We start from the raw sequence: 24,112 nt of genomic DNA, 5'->3' as shown, positions 1-24,112 counted from the left end.
AAAGCTGCGCGGTTTTTAGGTGCGCAGGACTTTTGCATGAATTTCTCTCATGTTTGCGCATCCCGCCGGCCCGTTAGATACATCGTGATGGCTTTATTCGAAACCAGGACATTCGGTACATGGTACACCGCTGTTTACTTGCCCTAGCTGGTACGCTGGCCCTGTCGGTCAGCGGTATGGCGCTGGGGCAGGCCCCGCAATCGAGCCCGGCAATCTCCTACACCCGGGACATTCAGCCGATCTTTACCAACAAGTGTGTGGCCTGCCACGCCTGCAACGACGCTGCCTGCCAGCTCAACCTGGGCAGTGCCGACGGCGCTCAGCGCGGCGCCTCCAAGGTGCCGGTGTATCAAGGTGACCGCAGCCAGGCGGTGCCGACCACACGTTTGTTCTATGACGCCCACAGCGAGCAGGCCTGGCGCAAGCAGGGCTTCTATTCGGTGCTCGACGGCCAGGGTAGCCAGGCGGCATTGATGGCGCGCATGCTCGAATTGGCCCACAAGACGCCGCTGACGCCCAACGCCAAACTGCCCGAGAGCATTGTGCTAGGCCTCAATCGCAACAATATGTGCCCGTTGCCCCATGAATTCGATGCCTACGCCGGTGTTCATCCTGGCGAAGGTATGCCCCTGGCCGTCACCGGCCTGACCGATCAGGAATACCAGACCTTGCAGCGCTGGCTGGCAGCCGGCGCGCCGGTCGATGCCCAGGCGCTACAGCCGAGCGCTGCGGAAGCCAGCCAGATCGCCGAGTGGGAAGCGCTGCTCAACCGCCCAGGTTCATCCGAGGCGTTGATCGGTCGCTGGCTGTACGAACACCTGTTTCTTGCCCATATCGACTTCGTCGGTGGCCAGCCTGGGCACTTCTTCCAGTGGGTGCGTTCGCGCACGCCCAGCGGTCAGCCGGCCGATATCATCGCCACTCGCCGACCCAACGACCCGCCCGGTACTGACTTCTATTACCGGTTGGTCCCGGTGCAAGGCGTGATCGTTCACAAAACGCACATCAGCTACCCGCTCGGGCCGCAGAAACTCAAACGGGTCAAGCAGCTGTTCTATAGTGGCGACTGGCATGCCACCTCATTGCCAGGCTATGGTCCAAGACACCGGGCAAACCCGTTCGAGACCTTCGAAGCGATTCCGGCGGTGGCGCGCTACCAGTTCATGCTGGATAACGCCGAGTACTTCGTGCGCACATTCATCCGCGGGCCGGTCTGCCGTGGGCAGATTGCCACCGATGTGATTCGCGACAACTTCTGGGCATTGTTCCAGGAGCCTGCACATGACCTGTACATCACCGACGCACGTTTTCGCGGTGAGGCGACGCCGTTGTTGGCCATGCCCGGCCAGATCGACGACGTTGGCAGCGTGATCAGCCTCTGGCATTCCTACCGCGACAAGCGTAACGAATACGAAAAGCTGCGCCGCGAAGCCTATGCTGAGGCCCCCGCGCCGAGCTGGTCGACCTTGTGGGCCGGTAATGACAACGCGCTGCTGAGCATCTTCCGCCACTTCGACAGCGCCTCGGTGAGCAAAGGCTTGATCGGCGACGTGCCACTGACTACCTGGCTGTTCGACTACCCGCTGCTTGAGCGCACCTATTACCAACTGGCGGTCAACTTCGATGTGTTCGGCAACGTCTCGCACCAGTTGCAGACCCGGCTCTACTTCGACCTGATCCGTAACGGCGCGGAGGTCAATTTCCTGCGGTTGATGCCCGCTGACCAGCGCGGCGCGATCCTCAGCGATTGGTACCAGACCACCGGCAAGGTCAAGATGTGGCTGGATTACGAAGACATCGACACCGATACGGCAAGCGCTTTCAAGCTCGACGAACGTGACCCCAAGCGCGACTTCGGCCTGCAATTGCTGCAGCGCACCAAGAGCCTCAATGTCACGCCCGACCCGATCAACCGCTGCCAGGGCGCGTACTGCTCGCGGCCGCAGATGAGCGCCGAGTTTCGCGATGTCGAGCAGAGCCTCAGCCGCTTGGTATCACGTCCTGCTGCTGGCCTGAAGGTAATCAATCAGCTGCCCGAAGCGAGCATGCTGCGTATCGAAGGGCAGGGTGGGCAACGCCAGGTCTACAGCCTGCTGCGCAACCGTGCGCACAGCAACGTGGCGTTCCTGCTGGGTGAGGAATCGCGCTATCAGCCGGGTCTGGACACCCTGACCCTGGTGCCGGGCGTGCTCAGCAGCTACCCCAATTTCATCTTCAACATCCCGGCCAGCGATGTCCCGGAGTGGGTCGAAGACATGGAAGCTGCGCGCGACGATCCGGCCAAGTTCGAGCGCATCGTCATGCGTTGGGGCGTGCGCCGCAGTCACCCGCAGTTCTGGCAGTACTTCCATGATCTGAATACCTTTATCGAGGAGACCGAGCCGCTGGAAGCAGGCGTGCTGGACATGAACCGCTATGAAAACCTGTGAGTTGACCGCCCGGCAGGAGGGCTGATCTTTTCATCGATGTCGTGGTCCCAATAGCAAGTGGTCTGTGGTTCGGCTCGCCGCTCTCGGTGGCGCGTCTGCGCCGAACCCCAGGCTTGAATGCACCAGGACCACAGGGCATTGCATGTTGTACTCGCTTCAGGCACTTCGGGCGTTCGCCGCCTGGGTGGTGGTTTGCCACCATTTCATGCAGGTATTCTTCGACTTCCACGCCAGCGGCCCCGTTGGCGCCCTGCTCGCCGAGCGCGGCGCAGTTGGGGTGGATATCTTTTTTGTGATCAGCGGGTTGGTGATCTACCTGTCGACCCGTGACAAGGACATCGTCCCCAGTCAGTTTCTGCTCAACCGCGCGTTGCGTATCATTCCCGCCTACTGGTTTTACACCGCGCTGATGGCCCTGCTGCTGTTCGGCGCCAGCCGCTGGATGCCGCATCAGGTGTTCGACTGGCAGCATCTGCTGCTGTCGTTGCTGTTCATCCCGGCAGAAAACCCCGGCGGCTACGGCATGTATCCAACGCTCAATGTGGGCTGGACACTGAATTTCGAGATGTTCTTCTATCTGCTGTTCGGCCTCGCCTTCATGGTACGTCGGCGTCTGCACCTGCTGCTGGTAACGACCGCGCTGTTGCTGGTCAGCGAAGTTCTGGGGCGGCTGGGGGTGCTCAGTCACTTCTACAACAACGGCATCATCTACGAATTTCTGTTGGGTATCGGCCTGGGCGTGCTCTACCGCCGAGGCCTGATCCGCGAGGGCTTGTGGTTGCCGTTGGCATTGCTGGCGCTGGCCGGGTTTGCCCTATACCGACTGGATGCGTCGCTGCGCCTGCTGCACTGGGGCCTGCCGAGCGCGCTGGTGGTGCTGGCGTTCATCTCGCTTGAGCCGTATTTCCGTGGCAACCAGCTGCTCAAGATGCTCGGTGACTGCTCCTACTCGGTATACCTGATCCATGTGCTGGTGCTGCATGCCGGCTGGTTCGTCAGCGAGCGTTTTGCACTCAACCCTTATCTGGTCTTCGCCTTCTGTGTGCCGTCCATTGGACTAATGTCGTGGCTGAGCTACCAATGGCTGGAACGCGGCCTGTATCAACGGATGAAGGCCTGGATCGACGCACGTTCGGCGCAGCAGCCAGCCTGGGAGTTATCCCGAGTCAAATGCTAGGACTTTGTTCGGGGCCTGGGTTGGCGTACACTTGCCAACAAGTCTGTGAGGAACTTCCATGAGCGCTATAACCATTACCGACGCCGCCCATGATTACCTGGCCGATCTGCTCTCCAAGCAGAACACCCCGGGTATCGGCATCCGCGTATTCATTACCCAGCCAGGCACCCAGTACGCAGAGACGTGCATTGCCTACTGCAAGCCGGGCGAAGAGAAGCCAGAGGACACTGCCCTCGGCCTGAAAAGCTTCACGGCCTACATCGACGCCGTCAGCGAACCGTTTCTGGATGACGCGCTGGTCGACTACGCCACCGATCGTATGGGCGGCCAGCTGACCATCAAGGCGCCAAACGCCAAAGTGCCGATGGTCAATGAAGACAGCCCGATCAACGAGCGCATCAACTACTACCTGCAAACCGAGATCAACCCAGGGCTGGCCAGCCACGGTGGCGCGGTGAGCCTGATCGACGTGGTCGACGACGGCATTGCCGTCCTGCAGTTCGGTGGTGGTTGCCAGGGCTGCGGCCAGGCCGACGTGACCCTCAAGGACGGCATCGAGCGCACCTTGCTCGAACGCATCCCCGAGCTCAAGGGCGTGCGCGATGTGACTGACCACACCCAGAAAGAAAACGCCTACTACTGATAGCGGTGGTGGTGTGCGAGCAGACCCGGGCAGCACCGCGCGGGTCGCGCTTCTAGCAACAATCTGTTACTGATTCAACCCCCGCGACAACAGGTCGCAGCCGCGTATTACAAGGGCTGCAGGCCGATCACCGGCTTTGTTGGGTAGATAGCCAACAGAGGTCATGCCAGAATGCCGCGGCTTTTTGACCGGCCCTGCCCAGGGGCTGGCACCTTCCCTGTAAAGGATGGTTCCATGACTGATCTGTTGAGCCGGCGTGCCGTTGTCGCCGGCATGGGCGTACTCGGGCTTGGCCTGTTGGCCGGTTGCAACCCGGCGCGCGGCCTTGATTTCAAGTACGGCAAGAACATGAGCAACGAAATCCTCGGCCGTTCGTTCCGCCTGACCGATAGCCAGGGCAATGTGCGGACCTTGTCGAGCTTCTACGGCACCATGCCGATGATCTTCTTCGGCTTCACCCAGTGCCCGGCCGTATGCCCGACTGCGCTGGCGCGTGCCGCCCAGATCAAGAAGCTGATGGGCCGCGATGCTGGCTTCTTGCAGGTGGTATTCATCACCCTCGACCCCGAACGTGATACGCCCGAAGTGCTTGACGCCTATGTCAAGGCGTTCGACCCATCGTTCACGGCCCTGACCGGTACGCCGGAAGAGATCGCCGCGGTTGCGCGGGAATTCAAGGTGTTCTACGAAAAGGTCCCCACCGGCGACACGTACACCATCTCCCATTCGTCCACCAGCTACGTCTACGATTCGCGCAGCACACTGCGCCTGAGCCTGGGGCATTCCCTGAATGCCAAGGAATGCACAGAAGACCTGCTTACCCTGATGGAGATCTGCTAAATGGCAATTTCGCTGCAACCGATCAAGCGCGGCCTGGCCGCTCTGGCGCTGATGGGCATGGCGCTGCCGGCCCTGGCCGAGACCAGCGTCAGCGATGCCTGGGTGCGGGCCACCGTGCCGCAGCAGCACGCTACCGGCGCCTTCATGGTGCTGACTGCCACCACCGACAGCAAATTGGTCGGGGTCGCTTCGCCAGTAGCCAAGGACGTGCAAGTGCATGAGATGACCATGAACGGTGAAGTCATGGGCATGCGCCAGGTCAAGTCGATCGAGCTGCCTGCTGGCAAAGCCGTGAGCCTGGATCCGAACGGCTACCATGTGATGCTGATGGGCTTGCATGAGCAGGTCAAGGAAGGCACCCAAGTGCCGCTGACGCTGACCATCGAAGACGCCGAGGGCGCCAAGCAGACCTTGCAGGTCCAGGCGCCTGTGCGCGGCCTGACAGCCGATGGCAGCACTGGTGGCCACGAGCACGCGCATCAGCACTGACAGCTGCCGGAGCTATTCGCTCAGCAAACAAAGCCGCTCCCTGGAGAGCGGCTTTTTTTTGCCGAGAATCAACCGCGAAAACGTGGCAGCGGGCGGTCGGTCTTCAGCGAGGTCAGCGTTTTGCGCACCTGTGCTTCTTCAGCCTCCAGTGCCCGCAAGCTGTCGCGGATCTTGCCGGCTGCGGGCACATCACCCTGCCGGTCGATCCAAGCGGCAATTTCCTTGCACGCGCTGGTCAAGTGGGTTTGGCGCTGATTCATCAACGTCAGCAGGGTGTTGAGCTCTTTTGCAGACATGGCAGGTTCCTCCGTTCAGCGCTTGAAGTGTAGCAGCGCTGGCAGAATTTGCCGGGCGCCTCAGCGGCTCAGGCAGGCGCTGCGGTAGGCGCCAGGGGTGACGCCGTAGGCTTGCTTGAACTGGCGGTTAAGGTGGCTTTGATCGGCAAAGCCCAAGGCGAACGCGGCATCGGCAGCGGCCATGCCACCCTTGAGCAACTCCCGCGCGCGGGCCAGGCGCCGTTGTTTCAGCCAGCTGTGCGGTGGCAGCCCGGTAGCGCGGCAGAATACCCGGGCAAAGTGAAACGCAGACAGGTTCACCGCCGCCGCCAACGCCTCCAACGAAGGCGGGTCGGCGAGCTGGCTCTCCAGCAGCTCACGGGCGCGGGCGACAGCCAGCGGCTCACAGCCTGGATCGCGTGGCGCGCTGCACTGGCCGTGGCGCTGGGCCAGGGCCAGCACCGCTTGGCGCCAGGCAGTCTGCTGTTGCAAGGCGCTAGCCCCGGCTTCCGAGAGCTGGTGCAACTGACTGAACGCCGCCGCCAGGGCGGGATCATTGATCACGCTCTGCTGAAAGTACGGCATGCCCTGGCCGCTCAGTTCCAGCTCGTCGAGCACGCCCGTAACCCGCGCATGCTCGGGATAAAAGCCACGATAGCGCCAGCCACTCTCGTGCGCGGTAGCTCCGGTGTGCAGTTCGTCGGGGTTGATCAGGACCATGCTGCCCACCGGCGCCAGGTGCTCGCTGCCACGGTGCCAGAAGCGCTGCGCGCCCGATTCGATCACGGTGAACACATAGCCCTCGTGCACATGCGGGGCAAACCGTTGCTGCACATAACGCGCGTGCAGCATCTCGACGTCACCAAGTGCCGGCGCCTGCCAGAGGTGGGTTTGTTCACGCAGGGGTGTGCTCATGCCAGCCAGCTGCGCAGCAGGAAGAAGATCAACATGCTCACCAGCATGCTCAGCAGCACACTGCGGGTCAACAGCACCAGCGCCACAGCCACCACCGAACCGAGCAGGTACGGATTGGTCAGGCTCAGGTCAAGCTGGTGCTCAGGCAGAAAGATGATTGGCCCGCAGATGGCCGTGAGCATGCCGGGTACGGCAAAACCGAGAAACTGCCGTGCGTTGGAGCTCAGGCGCAGCGGTAAACGCGGTTCGAGAAACGCGTAGCGGTTGAGAAATACCAGCAGGCCCATGCCCAGAATCAATAGCCAGATCATGCCCGTGCGCCAGCCAGTTTTTGACAGACAAAGCCTGCACCCATGCCTAGCAACCCTGCAGCAATCAGTGCGGTCTCCCAGTGCCAGTAGGTGAACAGCACCGAGCTGAACAGCGATACCAGTACGCACACCAATGCCGGCACGTTGCGCACGGTGGGCGCTATCAGGGCAACGAAGGTGGCGACGATGGAGAAATCCAGGCCCAGTTGGTCCAGGTGCGGGATGTTCTGGCCGAGCACAATGCCGGCCAGGGTAAACAGGTTCCACGCCACGTAGAAAGTCAGGCCAACGCCCAGGGCATACCAGCGGTTGAACTGCTGTTGGTCGTAGTGGCTGGTCAGCGCAAAAAATTCATCGGTGAGCAGGAAGCCCAGGCCCAGCCGCCAGCGCAATGGCTGGCCCGACAGCAGCGGGCGCATCGACAGCCCGTAGAGCAAATGCTGGGAGGTCAGCAGCAAGGTCGTGAGCAGGATCGCCAGCAGGCTGGCGCCACCCTTGAGCATCCCGATCGCCACCAACTGCGCTGCACCGGCAAACACGATCGCCGACAGGCCTTGGCCTTGCCATGGGGTGAGGTTGGCCTCGATGGCCATCGAGCCTGCCAGCAGGCCCCAGGGAGCCACCGCCAGCGACAGCGGCAGGCTGGCGACGGCACCGTGGAGAAAGGCGTGGCGAGTGATTGGCTGACTGCTGGGCATGATGACGGCTGCAAACAACAAGGCAGCGCAGCATGGCAGAACAGCTCAAGGCTGGCTTGAACGATCTTGCTCGTCTACGGCCAGCCTGTGCTTCAGCGATTGCTGGTCAGGCGTTGCTGCGCAGCGGCGCAGCCGTTGATCTCTACTGCCTTCTGCAGCAGGGTCTGCCGATGCTGCGGGTCCAGATCACCCAGCAACCGGTAGACCTCGGCCTGATAATCGCGCTGCCGCCCCCATTGCATCTGCAACCCTTGTGGCTGGCTGCGGTTACAGGCCAGGCGCACAGCGGGTTGCGGGTAGTATTGCGCGTACAGCGTGGCCATGTTGGGGATGGCTTCCATCGCGTCGCGATACGCCGGGCTGGCGTTGTACGGTGGGCACCAGGTCGAAATGGCCGGCGCGGGCGGGGCAAAGCCTTGCTGCAGGCTGGCTTCAAGCAAAGGGCAGGCAGCGTCGGGAATCTGCGCGGCCGGCAGGTAGGTCATGTAATACAGCGCCAGCCGGTATTGCGCCACTGGATGCCCCAGCGCCACCGACTTTTTCAGCAACGCCACCGCGGTCGGCAGGGTCTGCGCCAGCGCCTGGCCCTGGCGGCTCAGCTCAGGGTCGCTGTCGGCAACCGAGCGTAGCGGCGAGGGGCTGTCGCTGACGCTGTCGGCTTGCTCTAGCAGCGGCAAGGCCTGCCGGTAGAGCAGATCAGCGTGCGGGTCGATCTGGCTCTCAAACGCATATGCCATGGGCGCAGCCAGGGCGATGAGCAGGGGCGAGAACAGCACAGCACGCGTGACGATTGAACGTGGCGTGCCGCTGTTGGCAGCGTTGGAGCTTCGATGTTCTTTGCAGATGCGCATATGCCTCGGTAAATCACAGCGATGACCGGCTATTCTAGCCATCCCAATGCCCATGCCGATAGACCATGGCTGCGTTTATCAGACGAGCTTGATCGGCGTCAGCTTGCGCAAGCGTTGTTTATCCTGCGCCAGACCCAGCTTGGCAGTGATTACCTTGGCCAAGGTATTGTTCCCCAAGTCATTGAAATGCAAGCGATCTACGAACAGTGACTGGGCGAATACCGGTGAGCTGTCGAGCATGCAGTTCATGTCATAACAGGCGACAGAATCGGCTTCGTTCTTGATCCGGCGAAAGAATGCCGAGTGCCGTTCGGCATCGAAAACGCCCGCCAGCAACTGATCGAACGGTACCGGCTGCTGTTGCAAAGCATCGAGCCTGGCCTGCTCAGCCGCGGGCACCGTTTCGCGGCACCAGGGCAGCAGCGGCTGCAAGATGAAGGTGAGGGTGGCATGACTGTCGGCCAGCAAGCGGTCCCACTGGCGCAAGGTGCGCCCAATACAGTCGGCAGCGCGCATCAGGCGCTTGTCCGCAGGCGGCAGTGACCAGCTCAAGGCAGGCTGCTCGCGGTGTGGCACCAGCGCCTGGCGCAAGCGTTGCCAGAGCGACTCGACGCCTTTGCAGGGCGGTGCCTGCAAGGTCTCATTGAAGCTGTTCAAGTATGCCTGACGCGGGTCGGAACCCGTGGCCAGCAACTCGCTGAGGGCCTCTTGGGCCAACGTGTTGAGCCCGCTGAGGATCACCACATGGCCGATCTTGCCCAGCCGATGCTGGTGTGTAAGGAACAGCAGCAGCTCTTGCGTAGCGCTCAGCCCGCAGCCAGCCAGGCTCAGCCAGACCTCACCGGTGAGCGCCGACAGGTGCGAGGCAACCGTAGCGTCATCACCGCTCGCGCCTATGCCAAAAGCGGTCGAGCCGCCCACCAGCAAGTTGACTCGCGCCGTACTGCCACGTTCGGCGGGCGAGTAGCGCTTGCCCGCCCAGTGGCTATAGCGCAAGCCCAATGCATCGGTATTGATGGTATCCGAGCGATAACCCCGCTCGTGCATGTACAGGGTTTGCGGCAAACGCCGGCTGCCCAGCTGCATAAAGCGCTGGTAGTCCAGTTGCAAGGGAAGCAGTTGGCCGTCCGTGGCGCTATCGATCAGGCTCATCAAACCTCCTCACTCGGTCAGCAGGCGTGTGCGGCTCAGGCCGTCAGTTCCTTCAGGTTGTAAAGCAGGCCGACCGCTGCAATCAGCAGCAGCGCTACGCCGGAGGCAAGGCTGATCATGCGGCTGCTGCGCTGCGAAGCGATCCTGCCGATGGCGAAGATATACAGACTTAGTACGGCGAAATCGATGGCGATCCACAGCAGCGACAACACCACCATGCTCTTGCCGAACGACTCGGTGATCTGGATGAACTGCGGGAAGAACGAGATGAAGAAGATAATGTCCTTGGGGTTGGAAATGCCCACCATGAACCCCTGCAGCAAGCCGCCGCGGGCCGGTTGCGGCGTTTCTGCCACGGCTGCCGCTGTAGCCGTAGGCGGTTGCAGTGCCTCGCGCAGAGTCGCCACGGCGATGTAGCCGATGAACAGGCAACCGAGCAGGCTCATGCCGTTGAGCCAGGCCTTGTCGATGGCGGCGCTGGTCATGATGATCCAGGCCGCAGCGCCGATCAGGACCAGTGATGCCCAGTTGGTACCGATGGCCGTAAACAGCGCTTTACGTGAGCCGGACGCTGCAGCAGTGTTGACGATCAGGGCGACGACTGGGCCGGGGGTGGCGATCAGCAGCAGCACGGTCAGGGCATAGGTGGCAGTCAGGGCGGTATTCACGATTCAGTTCTCGATCAGTGTGTCGGGTGCCTTGTGGGCATGGAAAGGGCAGCGCGACGGGTTCAGCGACCCCTGCTCCTGCAACTGGTACTGCTTCCATTCAAAATTGTCGTCTTCGCCGAAGTACCCCAGCGAGTCAGGCACGACACCGTCGTTGTAGTGGCTGACCCGTTCACGAATGCGCGCGCGAATGCGCTGACCGCTCTCGGTCTGGGCACTCGCGACTTCTTCGAAGCTCTCGCGGGGGTTGATCACGAAGACCATGCTGTCGCCCAGGTTGCGGCTCTTCATCAGCCGGTGCGCGGGGAAGTTCATGTTGATGAACAGCGGCATGCCGGCGAAGCAGAACGACCATTGATTGTCGTGCGGGTCGCCCGGCACGTCCTGAGGCCAGGGCTGCGGGTCGCGGGCATGCACGCCTTGCAGCACTTTCCAGGCCAGCGCCTGCTGCTCGTCGAGGCTGCCGCCAGGGGCGGTTTCGATGAACACCAGCAGCGGCGTGCCGATGCGTTGCTTGCGAGGTATCGGTTCGATGGTGCGCACGTAGTCGGTCAAGCCCCTGGCCATGTCATCAGCCATGTGCTCAGCACGGGCGAAGACAATATGACAAGTCTTGGCCCCGACCGCCTTGCGGCCAAACAAACAAGGAAATTCAGGATTGGCGAGAATTGCGCGAAAGTGTTCTATGGTTTTGAAGGTCCAGTGACTCGTATTCTGGACATGTTCGGCGGCCAGCTCTAGCGCATCCAGGCGATAGCAGTTTCCATATCCCGTAAACATGGTTTCCCCAAACGTTCTAATGATCATTTCTGCCTAGCTAAGGCTGATTAGCTCTATATATTTATGGTTTACAGGCATTTTCTGAGAAGCTACCAGCGTTGTAAAACGCCTAGATTTATGACCTACTATTAGTCTCACTAATGCTGCGGACGGCCACCGATGTCGGAACGGATTCAAGCACTGCATGCCCTGCGCGCTTTTGAAGTGGCTTCGCGCTACGGCTCATTCACTCGTGCAGCCGAAGAGCTGGCCCTGACCCAGGGCGCCGTCAGTCATCACATCAAGACCCTTGAGTCGATGTTTGGCTGCAGCCTGTTCGAGCGTCGCGGGCCCAAGCTGCGCCTGACCGAACATGGCCGCTTGCTGGCGCAGGAGCTCAAGGTCGGCTTCAAGATCATCGAAAACGCCTGCGCCTTGCTGCGCCAGGATCGCTACGGCTTGCGCCTGAAAGCACCATCGACGCTCACCGTACGTTGGCTATTGCGCGCGCTGGATGGCTTCAAGAAGGTGGAAAACAGCTGCAGCGTGCAGCTGTCGAGCGTGTGGATGGACATCGATAGCGTCGATTTTTATTCAGAACCGTACGACTGCGCGATTCTTCTGGCCAACGGTCGTTTCCCTGCCGACGTCGAGGGCTTCAAGCTGTTCGACGAGTGGCTGATTCCGGTTTGCCACCCCGATTACCTGCAAGACCCCAACCCGGATCTGGCCATACTCAGCCAGTGCGACTTCCTGCACCCCTCGACCGACCGGCGTGACTGGCGGCGCTGGCTGGCGCGGATGGACGCATTGCACATCAGCATCGACCAGGGGCAGGTGTTCGACACCCTTGATCAAGGCATTTCCGCCGCCCAGCAAGGCCTGGGCATCTCGGTGGTGGATCTGGTGCTGGCCAGCGCCGACGTCGCTGCCGGGCGCCTGGTGATGCCGTTCAAGCACGCTGTGGCAACCGGCGACGGCTATTACATGACCTGGCTCAAGGCCAGCCCCAAGGCTCGACAGATGCTGCGGCTGCGCGATTTTCTGCTGGCCCAGGTGCCGCCGCTGGTGTCCAAGGAGATCAACTACCTCTACGGCTGACGCAACAGGGTAGAATCCCTGCTCAGCACGCCGTATCACAGAGGTCATCGCAGTGGAGTTGCAGCAGGGCTTTGTCCTCACCCGACAGTGGCACGATACGCCCGAAGGCACCTGCGTGGAGTTCTGGTTGGCAACCGATCAGGGCCCGCGCCAGCTGCGTCTGGCGCCGCAGGAATCGGTGGCGTTCATCCCCGAGCGCTTTGCCGCCCACGCCCGTGCAGTGCTCAAGGGCGAGCAGGGCGCTGAACTCAAACCATTGCGTTTGCGTGATTTCGAGCAACGTCCGGTGCTGGGCCTGTACTGCCGGCAACATCGCCAGCTGATCCAGCTTGAGCACCGTCTGCGCAGCGCTGGTATCGATGTATACGAGGCGGATATCCGTCCACCGGAACGCTACCTGATGGAGCGCTTCATTACCGCGCCGGTGCTCTTCAGCGGCCAGCCGGATGCCCACGGCGTGCTCTGCAACGGTCAGCTCAAGCCGCATCCCGATTACCGCCCGCCGTTGCGCCTGGCCTCGCTGGACATCGAAACCACCGAGCGTGGCGAGTTGTACAGCATTGCCATCGAGGGCTGCGGCCAGCGTCAGGTGTACATGCTCGGGCCGGCCAATGGCGACCACAGCATCGTCGACTTCGATCTGCACTACTGCGCCGACCGCGCGCAACTGCTGCACTGCCTCAATCAATGGATGGCCAGCCACGACCCCGATGCGATCATCGGCTGGAACGTGCTGCAGTTCGATCTGCGCTTGCTCCACGAGCATGCCGCGCGCTTGCAGGTGCCGTTGCTGCTTGGCCGTAACGGCGCAACACTGACCCTGCGCGCACATCCCGAGCGCAACCATGTGTTCGTCGAAGCGCCGGGCCGCTTGTTGATCGACGGCATCGAGGCGCTACGTTCGGCGACCTGGAGCTTCCCTTCATTCAGCCTGGAAAACGTCGCCCAGACCCTGCTCGGCGAAGGCAAGGCGATCGATACGCCGTACCAGCGCATGGACGAAATCAATCGTATGTTCGCCGAGGACAAGCCGGCCCTGGCCCGCTACAACCTCAAGGACTGCGAACTGGTCACGCGGATTTTCGCCCATACCCGCCTGCTCGAATTCCTTCTGGAGCGCGCCAGCGTCACCGGCCTGCCGGTGGACCGCAGCGGTGGCTCGGTCGCGGCGTTCTGCCATTTGTACATTCCGCATATGCACCGGATGGGGTTTGTCGCGCCGAACATGGGCAGCCAGCCGGACACCGCCAGCCCTGGCGGTTTTGTCATGGACTCGCGCCCTGGCCTGTATGACTCGGTGCTGGTGCTCGACTACAAGAGCCTGTACCCGTCGATTATCCGCACCTTTCTGATCGACCCGGTCGGGTTGGTCGAAGGGCTCAGCCAGCCCGATGACGAGCACTCGGTCGAGGGTTTTCGCGGCGCGCGGTTTTCCCGCACCCGGCATTGCCTGCCAGCCATCGTCGAGCGCGTCTGGCAAGGCCGGGAAGCGGCCAAGCGCGACGGTAACGCGGCACTCTCGCAAGCCTTGAAGATCATCATGAACGCCTTTTATGGCGTGCTCGGCTCCAACGGTTGCCGCTTCTTCGACACGCGCCTGGCCTCGTCGATCACCCTGCGTGGCCACGAAATCATGCGCCAGACCCGCGCCCTGATCGAGGCCGAGGGTTACGACGTCATTTATGGCGACACCGACTCGACCTTCGTCTGGCTCAAGCACGCCCACGACGAGCAGGCGGCGGCGCGCATCGGCAAGGCGCTGGTGGTCAAGGTCAACCAGTGGTGGCGCGAGCACCTGCGCCAGAGCCTGAATCTCGACTGTGCACTGGAGCTGCAATACGAAACCCATTACCAGCGTTTTCTGATGCCGACCATCCGCGGCGCCGAGGAGGGCAGCAAGAAGCGCTACGCCGGCCTGGCGCAGGGTGCCGACGGCGAGCTGCAGATGATCTACAAGGGCCTGGAGTCGGTGCGCACTGACTGGTCGCCACTGGCGCGGCAGTTTCAGCAAGGGCTGTATGAGCGGATCTTTCGCAACCAACCTTATCGTGACTATCTACGCGATTACGTACAGCGCACCCTCGCTGGCGCGCAGGACGAGCTGCTGATCTACCGCAAGCGTCTGCGCCGGCCGCTGGCCGATTACCAGCGCAACGTGCCGCCGCACGTGCGCGCGGCGCGGCTGGCCGATGACTTCAATGCGCGGCTGGGCCGTCCCAAGCAGTACCAGCGCGGCGGCTGGATCAGCTACGTGATCACCACAGCAGGCCCCGAACCGCTGGAAAACCTGCAGTCGCCGATCGACTACGAGCACTACCTGAGCCGCCAACTGCAACCGGTGGCGGACGCGATCCTGCCGTTCGTTGGGGATGACTTCAATGCCCTGACCGGCCGCCAATTGATGCTGTTCTGAGGCCGCGCGGGCGCTAATTTTTCCTCGTTGCATTCGTTCTATAGGGATGGTTCGCCACCGCCCCACGCCTATAGATTCGGATGCCCACACAATGAATGCTGAAGACGCCCTGAAACTCGCTCGTCGCTTTATTGGCCTGCCGGTGGAGAAACGTCAGCTGTTTCTCGCTGCATTGGCCCGCGAAGGGGTGGATTTTGCCCAGTTTCCGATCCCGGCCGACGTGCCCGCCGAGGATCGCCAGGCGTTGTCCTATGCCCAGCGGCGCATGTGGGTGTTGTGGCAACTGGACCCGCACAGCGGCGCCTACAACCTGCCCGGTGCAGTGCGGCTCAAAGGTGCGCTGGATATCAGCGCGCTGGAGCGCGCCTTCGCCAACCTGATCGAGCGGCATCAGACCCTGCGCACCGTTTTCCGTCGTCTTGATGACGACAGCGTGCAGCAGGTGCCCGCCGAGCAGCCGCTGCACATCGTTCATCAGGACTTTTCGGCGCTGGCTATTGATGCGCGCGAGCAGGCGGTACGAGAGGCAGCCGAAGCCCAGGCCGTGCAGCCCTTCGACCTTGAGCAAGGCCCACTGCTGCGGGTCAGCCTGCTGCGTCTGGCCAGCGACGAGCACGTGTTGCTGCTGACCCTGCACCACATCGTCTCCGATGGCTGGTCGATGAACGTGTTGATCGAAGAATTCACTCGTTGCTACGACGCTTTCGCGCTGGGCAAGAACCCTGCGCTGGCGCCGTTGCCGGTACAGTACGCCGACTATGCCCTGTGGCAACGACGCTGGCTCGAGGCGGGTGAGCAGGCGCGTCAGCTAAGCTACTGGCAGGATGTGCTCGGCAACGAGCACGATCCGCTTGAACTGCCCACCGATCATCTACGCCCGGCGCTGCCAAGCCAGCGCGGCCGGCGCCTGGAATTCGCCATCGACACAGCGTTGGCCGACGGCCTGCGCGAACTGGCCCGCCAGCATAACGTGACCTTGTTCATGCTGCTGCTCGGCGCCTTCAACGTGCTGCTGCTGCGTTACAGCGGGCAAACCGACCTGCGTGTCGGCGTGCCGATCGCCAACCGCAATCGCAGCGAGATCGAAGGCCTGATCGGCTTCTTCGTCAATACCCTGGTGCTGCGCACTCAAGTCGACGCCCTGCAGCCATTCGCCAGCTTGCTGCAAACGGTCAAGGAGCGCGTGCTCGGGGCCCAGGCGCATCAGGATTTGCCCTTCGAACAGTTGGTCGAAGCGCTGCAGCTGGAGCGCAGCCTGAGCCACACGCCGCTGTTTCAGGTGATGTACAACCACCAGCCGCACGTAGCCGACATGGCCAGCCTGCAAACGGCCTCGGGCCTGAGCCTGAGTGCGGTGCAGTGGCAGAGCCGCACCACTCAGTTCGACCTGACTCTGGATACCTATGAGCAGGGCGGGCAACTGCGCGGCGCCCTCACGTACGCGGATGAACTGTTCGATGCCGCTACTATTGCGCGCATGGCCAAACACTTCACCGGCCTGCTGGCAGCTCTGGTGGCCGACCCAAATCAGCGCGTTGGCGAGCTGGCACTGCTGGGGGATGAAGAACGCGACACCCTGATCAGCGGCTGGAACCAGACCGCCCAGGCCTATCCGCTGGATCAGTGCCTGCACAGCCTGATCGGCGAGCAGGTGCAGCGCACACCCGATGCGCCGGCCGTGCGTTTCGCCGAACAGACCCTGAGCTACGCGGCCCTCGAACGCCGCGCCAACCAGCTGGCCAACCTGCTGCGGGAGCGCGGAGTTGGCCCGGATGTGCTGGTCGGCGTATGCCTGGAGCGCTCGCTGGAAATGGTCGTGGCCCTGCTGGCCATCCACAAGGCCGGCGGTGCCTACGTGCCGCTTGACCCGGAATACCCGCAGGAACGCCTGCACTACATGATCGACGACAGTGCCGTGCGCCTGTTGCTGACTCAGCGTGCGCTGCGACCGTTGCTAGAAGGGCAGGCCGGCCTGCAGATGATCGATCTGGATCAGCCGCAAGGCTGGCTCGACAACTACTCCGAGCAAGTACCACTGTCGCAGACTTTGCCCCAGCACCTGGCCTACGTGATCTACACCTCAGGTTCCACCGGCAAACCCAAAGGCGCGGGCAACAGCCATTCGGCGCTGGTCAACCGACTGTGCTGGATGCAGCAGGCCTATGCACTGAACAGCAGCGATGTGGTCCTGCAGAAAACCCCGTTCAGTTTCGACGTGTCGGTGTGGGAGTTCTTCTGGCCGCTGCTGACCGGCGCTTGCCTGGTGGTCGCTGCACCCGGTGCGCATCGCGACCCAGAGCGGCTGATCGAAACCATCGTCGACAACGGCGTGACCACCCTGCATTTCGTGCCTTCGATGCTGCAGGCATTTATCCATGAATACGGCGTTGAGGCCTGCCAGAGCCTGCAGCGCATTGTCTGCAGCGGCGAGGCACTGCCGCTGGAAGCGCAGCAGCAGGTTTTTGCCCGCTTGCCGCAGGCTGCGCTGTACAACCTCTACGGGCCGACCGAAGCAGCCATCGATGTCACGCACTGGACCTGCATCGACGAAGGCGCGCTGGCCGTGCCGATTGGTCAGCCGATTGCCAACCTGCGTACCCTGGTGCTGGATGCCCAGCTGCAACCGGTGCCGGCAGGTGTTGCCGGCGAGCTGTACCTGGGCGGGATCGGCCTGGCGCGCAGCTATCATCGCCGCCCCGGGCTGACCGCCGAGCGCTTCGTCGCCTGTCCGTTCGTTGCTGGTGAGCGGCTGTATCGCACCGGTGACCGGGTCCGCCAGCGCCGCGACGGGGTGATCGAATATCTGGGCCGCTTCGACCATCAGGTCAAGCTGCGTGGCCTGCGCATCGAGCTGGGCGAGATCGAGACGCGCCTGATGCAGCAGCCGCAGGTCGCTGAGGCGGTCGTGCTGGTGCAGGAAAGCAAGCACCTGGTGGCGTATCTGGTACTTGCTCAGGAGCCACAGGAGGGCTGGCAGGCCCAGCTCAAGCATGCGCTGCTCGAATGCCTGCCCGAGTACATGGTGCCGACCTACTGGCTGGCATTGGACCAGCTGCCCGTGACTGCCAACGGCAAGCTCGACCGCAAAGCCTTGCCGCTGCCGGAGGCGGCGCCGCAGCAAACCTACGTGGCCCCGCAGGACGAACTGCAACGGCTGCTGGCCGGGATCTGGCAGGACGTGCTCGGCGTGGCCCAGGTGGGCCTGGAAGACAATTTCTTCGAGCTTGGCGGCGATTCGATCGTCTCCATTCAGTTGGTCAGTCGCGCGCGTCAGGTCGGCGTGCGGCTCAAGCCGCGTGACCTGTTCCAGCATCAGACGGTGCGTAGCCTGGCCCAGGTCGCGGTGCGCGACAGCCACGGCCAGCAAGAGCAGGGGCCGGTAACCGGCGACGTACAGCTGACGCCGATCCAGTACGCGTTCTTCGCGCTGGACATGCCGCAGCGCAGTCACTGGAACCAGTCGCTGCTGTTGAGCCCGCGTGAACCGGTGCAAACCGAAGTGCTCGCGCAAGCCTTGCAGCTGTTGCTGGCCCAGCACGATGCGCTGCGCCTGCGTTACATCGCGCAGACGCAAGGCTGGCAGCAGGCGTATGCGCCCGTCAGCAACGCTCGAGTACTGGAATCCGCGCAGGCAACCGACACCGCCCAACTGGCAGCACTCTGCGATGGGTTGCAGCGCAGCCTCGATCTGCAGGCAGGGCCACTGCTGCGTGCGTTGTTGGTAGAGCTGCCTGATGGCGAGCAACGCTTGCTGCTGGTCATTCATCACCTGGTGGTCGATGGAGTGTCCTGGCGGGTGCTCCTCGAAGACCTGCAACTGGCTTATCAGCAATTGGCCGCCGGCCAACCGGCCAGGCTGCCTGCCAAGACCAGCAGCTATCAAGCCTGGGCCGCGCGCCTGCAGCAGCACGTACCGGCTGTGCTCGATCAGCTGCCGTACTGGCTTGCCCAGCATCAAGACATCGCCGAGCTACCGTGCGACCACCCCCACGGCGCACTGACCAATCAACTGCAGCGCAAGGTCGAAGCGCGCCTGTCGCGAGAGGGCACCCGGCAACTCTTGCAAGTCGCCCCGGCGGCCTACCGCACCCAGGTCAACGACCTGCTGCTGACCGCTCTGGCGCGCCTGCTGCAACGCTGGACGGCGCAACCAGGCTGCCTGATCCAGCTCGAAGGCCATGGCCGCGAAGACCTGGGCGACGACCTCGACCTGACCCGCAGCGTCGGCTGGTTTACCAGCCTGTTCCCGGTACGCCTGCAAGCCACGGCCGACTGGCCGGGTTCGATCAAGGCGGTCAAGGAGCAGTTGCGCCGGGTGCCCGGCAAGGGTCTCGGTTATGGCCTGCTGCGTTACCTCGCCGAGCCTGCCGTCGGCGCACAACTGGCCGCGCTGCCGGCGCCGCGGGTGACCTTCAACTACCTGGGCCAATTCGATGGCCAATTCGACCAGGCGGCGCTGTTCGCCCCGGCCAGCGAACGCAGCGGCCAGGCGCAGGACCCTCAAGCGCCGCTGGCCAACTGGCTGACCGTTGAAGGCCAGGTGTATGCCGGGGAGCTGACCTTGCAGTGGGGCTACAGCAGCGCCATGTATGACGATGCCAGCGTCCAGCAACTGGCCGACGGTTATCTGCAGGAGCTGCACGCCCTGATTGCCCACTGCCTGCAAGTGCCGGCCGGACAGGTGACGCCCTCGGACTTCCCGCTCGCCAGCATCAGCCAGGTGCAGCTCGATCAGCTGCCGGCCAGCGCCGATCAGATCGAAGACCTGTACCCGCTGGCGCCGATGCAGCAGGGCATGCTCTTTCACAGCCTGTACCAGCCGGCAGATGGCGCGTACGTCAACCAGATGCGCCTGGACATCGCCGGCCTCGACGTCGAGCGCTTCCGTCAGGCCTGGCAAGCGGCGCTGGATCATCACCCGATCCTGCGCAGCAGCATCCATTGGCAGGGCCTTGAGCACGCGCATCAGTTGGTCCATCGCCAGCTGCAACTGCCGCTGACGTTGCTCGAAGCGGGTGAACATGATCTTGACCAGTTGGCCGCCGCCGAGCGCGCGCTGGGCTTCGATCTGGCTCGCGCGCCATTGCTGCGCCTGAGCCTGGTGCCGACCGGTAGCGGCGACTGGCACCTGATCTACACCAGCCACCATATTCTGCTCGACGGCTGGAGCAACGCCAGCCTGCTGGCTGAGGTGCTCGGCCGTTATGCAGGCATACAGCCGAGCGCTGCACCAGGGCGTTACCGCGACTATCTGGCCTGGTTGCAGGGGCGCTCTGCTGAAGCCGCCAAGGCCTACTGGCAAGTCAACCTGGCAGCGCTGGAGCAGCCGACCCTGCTCGCCGAAAGCCTGCGCCGACCGGCTCACGGCAGCGGCTACGGGCAGCTGCTGGCCGAGCTCGAGCCCGTGCAGACCGAGGCGCTGAAGGCGTTCGCCCGCGCACATAAAGCCACCCTCAACACCTTGCTGCAGGGGGCCTGGGCGGTGTTGTTGCAGCGTTACAGTGGGCAAGCGTGCGTAGCCTTCGGCGCCACCGTGGCTGGGCGCCCGGCCGAGTTGCCGGGCATCGACGCGCAGCTTGGGCTGTTCATCAACACCTTGCCGATCGTCTGCCAGCCGCACCCGCAGCACAGTGTGGCGCAGTGGCTGCAGGCCTTGCAGTCGCACAACCTGGCGCTGCGCGAGTTTGAGCATGTGCCGCTATACGAGATCCAGGCTTGGGCTGGGCAGCAGGGCAACGCGCTGTTCGACAGCCTGCTGGTATTCGAAAACTTCCCGGTGGCCGAGGCCTTGAGCCAGGCTGACAGCAGCGGGTTGCGCATGCGCAACCTGAGCAACCACGAGCAGACCAGCTATCCGCTGACCCTCGGCATCGAACTGGGCGCGACCCTGCGCCTGGACTTCAGCTACGATCTGGCGCGGTTCAGGAGCGAGCAAGTAGCCGGGTTGTGCAGCCAATTGCGCCACCTGCTTGAGCAGTTTGTCGCCGCCCCGCAAGGCATGCTCGGCAACCTGACCCTGCTTGATCACACCGGCCAGCACAACCTGCTGCAACGCCAGGGCGACAGCTGCATGGCGCTGCGTGATCAAGCGCTGGTGCATCAGCGTATCGCTGCCCAGGCCGCCAGCACGCCTGGAGCATTGGCGGTGTGGACCTCGGCGGCAAGCCTTGACTATGCCAGCCTTAACCAACAGGCCAACCGCCTTGCCCATTGCCTGATCGAATCCGGCGTCGGCCCCGGCCAACGCGTCGGCTTGGCACTGCGGCGTACCCCGCAGTTGATCGTCAGCCTGCTGGCGGTGCTCAAGAGTGGCGCCGCGTATGTGCCACTCGACCCCAGCTACCCGGACGAGCGTTTGCTGTTCATGGTCGAAGACAGCCGCCTCGACCTGTTGCTCAGTGAGGGTGAGCTGCTTGCTCAGCTGGCACTGCCGGCTGGCTTGACGCGGCTGCAACTCGACGCGCTGGGCGATCAGCTGGCCAACGCATCAACGCTGGACCCGGCGAGCCGCGCGTGTCCTGAAGACCTCGCTTACGTCATCTACACCTCAGGCTCCACCGGCAAACCCAAGGGCGTGGCGATTGCCCATGCGGCCCTGCGCGAGTTCTGCGAAAGCGCCGCTGACTATTCCCGGCTTGCCGCCAGCGACCGCGTCCTGCAGTTCGCCACGTTCAGCTTCGACGGCTTTGTCGAGCAGTGCTACCCACCCTTGAGCGTCGGCGCGGCGCTGATCATGCGCGATGACCAGCCGTGGTCGGTCGAGCAGTTGGCCGAGGTGCTGGTCGAGCAGGGCGTGACCCTGGCCGACTTGCCCGCTGCCTACTGGCATCTGTTGGCCAAGCTGTGTGCCAGCGAAGGCCGCAGCCTGGGGCGGTTGCGCCAGGTGCACGTCGGCGGCGAGGCGATGTCGGTCGAGGGCTTGCGCCTGTGGCATGCGGCCGGGCTGGGCGCGGTGCGCCTGGTCAATACCTACGGCCCGACCGAGGCGACGGTGGTGTCCAGCGTGCATGACTGCCAGTTGGCCGACGCCAGTGCCGTATATGGCGTGCCCATCGGTCAGGCGATTGCCGGGCGCAGTTTGCGCATTCTTGATGCTGGCGCCGAGCTGCTGCCGGCCGGCGCAACCGGAGAGCTGTGGATTGGTGCTGCGGCAAGCCTTGCACAGTGTTATTTCGACCGCCCGGCGCTCACCGCCGAGCGCTTCTTGCCCGACCCGTTTGCCAGCGAGCCCGGCGCGCGGCTGTACCGCAGCGGCGACCTGGTGCGCTACAACCCGGCAGGTGCTATCGAATACGTCGGCCGCATCGACCACCAGGTGAAGATCCGTGGTTTTCGCATCGAGCTTGGCGAAATCGAAGCGCGCCTCGCGGCTCAGCCCGCCGTGCGCGAGGCAGTGGTCGTAGCGCTGCCAGCCCGCCATGGCCTGCAACTGGTGGCCTATGTGGTGCCAGTCGATGACCTGGAGGCGCTGGCCGTGCCAGCGCAGGATGACCTGCGCGGCGTTATTCAAGCCGCGTTGAAAGCCGATTTGCCGGACTACATGCAGCCCAACCAGCTGATCCTGCTGGCGCGCCTGCCGCTCAACCCCAACGGCAAGCTCGACCGCAAGGCGCTGCCCGCGCCGCAGGCCGTCAGCCACAGCCAGGCGCTGCCGCAAACCGATCTGCAGCGCCGTGTTGCCGCCATCTGGCAGTCGGTGCTGGACGTGCCGCAGGTCGGCCTCGGCGATAACTTCTTTGCCCTCGGCGGCCACTCGCTGCTGGCCACGCAGGTGATCAGCCGGGTGCGTCAGGAGCTGGGCGTACAGCTGGCCCTGCGCAGCCTGTTCGAGGCGGCCACTCTGCAAGACTTTGTCGCCAGCATCGAACACAGCGAGCGCGCCGCGAGCATGCCGGTGCTGCGCCGGGTCGATGAGCGCCAGCCGCAGCTGCAGTCGTTTGCCCAGCAGCGGCTGTGGTTCCTCTGGCAACTCGAGCCGCACAGCTCGATGTACAACATTGCCCGCGCGCTTGAGCTGACCGGCGTGCTGGACCCAGGCGCGGTGCGCCAGGCCTTTGACATGCTCGTACAGCGCCATGCAGTGCTGCGTACCACCTATTTCGAAGCCGATGGCGAGCATTGGCAGCAAGTGCATCAGCAGTTGGCGCCCGAGTTTGCCTTCACTGATCTCGGTGGCTCAGCCCAAGGGCAGGCTGCGCTCGAGCAGCACCTGCAGAGCGAAGCCCGCCAGCCGTTCGACCTGGTCGGCGGCTCGCCGATGCGCGTGCGCCTGCTGCGTCTGAGCGAGCAGCGCCATGTGCTGCTGATCACCTTGCACCATATCGTCGCCGACCACTGGTCGTTTGGTCTGCTGCCGGCGGAGTTCGTCAGCCTGTACCAGGCGGCTCGCAGCGCCAGTCCATCGCCATTGCCGGAGCCACGCCTGCAATACGTCGACTTCGCCGTCTGGCAGCGCGAGTGGCTGGCGGCCGGTGAACTCGAGCGGCAGCTGGCCTACTGGCGCGCCCAGTTGGGCGATGACCATCGCCTGACTAGCCTGCCGGCATCCCCTGCGCGGTTGGCAGCCTCGGCCAATGCCGCCTATTGCGAGGTGCACGAGTTCCACTTCAGCCCGGCCCTGAGCGAGGCCCTGCGCGAATTCGCCACGGCGCGGGGCGTGACTTTGTACATGCTGCTGCTGGCCGGCTTCAGCGTGGTAGTGGCCCAGCGCAGCGCCAGCAGCCGGGTGCGCCTGGGTACCGATGTGGCCAACCGCAACCACGCCGGGGTTGAAGATCTGGTGGGCTTCTTCGTTAACCAGTTGGTACTGCAATTGACGGTCGAGCCACAGGCCAGCGTCAGCCAGTTGCTGGAGGCTGCGCGCAGCACCGTGATCGGCGCTGCCGACCACCAGGACCTGCCGTTCGAGCGCTTGGTGGAAGCCCTGCGAGTTCCGCGCAGGGCAGGGCGTTCACCGCTGTTTGCGATCAAGTTCATCTATCAGGACAGCAGCGATGTGCCGCTGTCGATCGACGGCCTTGAGATCCAGCCATTGCCGGCCGGTAAAGCCGCCGCCGAGCTGGACCTTATCGCCGAGTTCGTCAACGCGCCCGCCGGCATATACCTGGGGCTCAAGTGCGATGCCGGGCTCTACGCCAGTGCCGACATGGCCTGCCTGTTTGGCCAGTTGCAAGGGGTGTTCGAGCACATGCTTGGCGACCCGCAGGCGGCCCTGGCGCAGTTGCTCGAAGGTGCAGCGCAGGTGCAACAGGCGGCCGAGCAACAGGCCCTGGCCGAGCGCCAGGCGCAATTGCAGCAACAGCCGATCCAGCGTCGTCGGCCAGGCCGGGTGGCGGTCGAGTAACGGCGGCAAGGATAGTCAGGCAGGTGCGCGCCAGGGGGCGCCACCTGA

General features: G+C 63.4%; 16 protein-coding genes. 8 read left to right on the top strand and 8 right to left on the bottom strand.

Annotated features, from left to right (window positions below):
• The first annotated feature begins 119 nt into the window (after positions 1 to 119).
• The 5 genes from FW789_RS13785 (at position 120) to FW789_RS13765 (ending at position 5,578) form a co-directional block, all read left to right on the top strand.
• Positions 120 to 2,429, top strand: a complete 2,310-nt coding sequence (locus tag FW789_RS13785; protein WP_207073364.1) for a fatty acid cis/trans isomerase — start codon at positions 120 to 122, stop codon at positions 2,427 to 2,429.
• 142 nt (positions 2,430 to 2,571) lie between these two features.
• Positions 2,572 to 3,606 carry an acyltransferase family protein gene (locus FW789_RS13780; protein WP_103436952.1) on the top strand — a complete coding sequence of 345 codons (1,035 nt, stop codon included), beginning with the start codon at positions 2,572 to 2,574 and terminating at the stop codon, positions 3,604 to 3,606.
• A 58-nt stretch (positions 3,607 to 3,664) separates the two neighbouring features.
• Positions 3,665 to 4,249, top strand: coding sequence for a Fe-S biogenesis protein NfuA (gene nfuA / locus FW789_RS13775; protein WP_101318487.1), 585 nt, complete (start codon positions 3,665 to 3,667; stop codon positions 4,247 to 4,249).
• 234 nt (positions 4,250 to 4,483) lie between these two features.
• Positions 4,484 to 5,089 carry an SCO family protein gene (locus tag FW789_RS13770; RefSeq protein ID WP_101318489.1) on the top strand — a complete coding sequence of 202 codons (606 nt, stop codon included), beginning with the start codon at positions 4,484 to 4,486 and terminating at the stop codon, positions 5,087 to 5,089.
• Between the two features lie 6 nt (positions 5,090 to 5,095).
• On the top strand, positions 5,096 to 5,578 hold the full coding sequence (locus FW789_RS13765; protein ID WP_446431639.1) for a copper chaperone PCu(A)C: 483 nt from the start codon (positions 5,096 to 5,098) through the stop codon (positions 5,576 to 5,578).
• Between the two features lie 68 nt (positions 5,579 to 5,646).
• Here the strand turns inward: FW789_RS13765 and FW789_RS13760 are convergent, their stop codons facing one another.
• The 8 genes from FW789_RS13760 to FW789_RS13725 all read right to left on the bottom strand — a co-directional run bounded on the left by FW789_RS13760 (position 5,647) and on the right by FW789_RS13725 (position 11,228).
• Positions 5,647 to 5,874 (bottom strand): hypothetical protein, encoded by a 228-nt coding sequence (locus tag FW789_RS13760; protein ID WP_101318491.1) that lies wholly within the window; start codon positions 5,872 to 5,874, stop codon positions 5,647 to 5,649.
• Between the two features lie 60 nt (positions 5,875 to 5,934).
• Positions 5,935 to 6,768: an AraC family transcriptional regulator gene (locus FW789_RS13755; protein ID WP_186699696.1), complete on the bottom strand. Its 834-nt coding sequence runs from the start codon at positions 6,766 to 6,768 to the stop codon at positions 5,935 to 5,937.
• A complete protein-coding gene (locus FW789_RS13750) occupies positions 6,765 to 7,079 on the bottom strand; it encodes an AzlD domain-containing protein (RefSeq protein ID WP_101318495.1) in 315 nt (104 codons plus the stop codon). Before FW789_RS13750 ends, FW789_RS13755 begins: the two co-directional genes overlap by 4 nt.
• Positions 7,076 to 7,777, bottom strand: a complete 702-nt coding sequence (locus tag FW789_RS13745) for an AzlC family ABC transporter permease (RefSeq protein ID WP_411561876.1) — start codon at positions 7,775 to 7,777, stop codon at positions 7,076 to 7,078. Before FW789_RS13745 ends, FW789_RS13750 begins: the two co-directional genes overlap by 4 nt.
• A gap of 92 nt (positions 7,778 to 7,869) precedes the next feature.
• Positions 7,870 to 8,514 (bottom strand): sel1 repeat family protein, encoded by a 645-nt coding sequence (locus FW789_RS13740; protein WP_446431638.1) that lies wholly within the window; start codon positions 8,512 to 8,514, stop codon positions 7,870 to 7,872.
• Positions 8,515 to 8,706: 192 nt separating this feature from the next.
• The gene (locus FW789_RS13735) at positions 8,707 to 9,780 is read right to left on the bottom strand and encodes a hypothetical protein (RefSeq protein ID WP_446431599.1); all 1,074 of its coding nucleotides are present in this window, start codon (positions 9,778 to 9,780) and stop codon (positions 8,707 to 8,709) included.
• Positions 9,781 to 9,815: 35 nt separating this feature from the next.
• Positions 9,816 to 10,448 carry a LysE family translocator gene (locus tag FW789_RS13730; protein WP_103436955.1) on the bottom strand — a complete coding sequence of 211 codons (633 nt, stop codon included), beginning with the start codon at positions 10,446 to 10,448 and terminating at the stop codon, positions 9,816 to 9,818.
• 3 nt (positions 10,449 to 10,451) lie between these two features.
• Positions 10,452 to 11,228, bottom strand: coding sequence for a YqcI/YcgG family protein (locus tag FW789_RS13725; RefSeq protein WP_103436956.1), 777 nt, complete (start codon positions 11,226 to 11,228; stop codon positions 10,452 to 10,454).
• Between the two features lie 159 nt (positions 11,229 to 11,387).
• On the opposite strand from FW789_RS13725, the gene FW789_RS13720 reads away from it, so the two are divergent.
• From FW789_RS13720 to FW789_RS13710, 3 genes are all read left to right on the top strand, one after another.
• Positions 11,388 to 12,308 carry a LysR substrate-binding domain-containing protein gene (locus FW789_RS13720; RefSeq protein WP_101318503.1) on the top strand — a complete coding sequence of 307 codons (921 nt, stop codon included), beginning with the start codon at positions 11,388 to 11,390 and terminating at the stop codon, positions 12,306 to 12,308.
• Positions 12,309 to 12,360: 52 nt separating this feature from the next.
• Positions 12,361 to 14,721 (top strand): DNA polymerase II, encoded by a 2,361-nt coding sequence (locus FW789_RS13715; RefSeq protein WP_103436958.1) that lies wholly within the window; start codon positions 12,361 to 12,363, stop codon positions 14,719 to 14,721.
• A 91-nt stretch (positions 14,722 to 14,812) separates the two neighbouring features.
• Positions 14,813 to 24,064 carry an amino acid adenylation domain-containing protein gene (locus tag FW789_RS13710; RefSeq protein ID WP_446431598.1) on the top strand — a complete coding sequence of 3,084 codons (9,252 nt, stop codon included), beginning with the start codon at positions 14,813 to 14,815 and terminating at the stop codon, positions 24,062 to 24,064.
• The last annotated feature ends 48 nt before the right edge of the window (positions 24,065 to 24,112 follow it).

It is taken from the genome of Pseudomonas sp. 1121_17, assembly GCF_052850745.1.
Note: the sequence above shows the minus strand (reverse complement) of the source record. Positions and strands in the feature narration are given on the sequence as shown.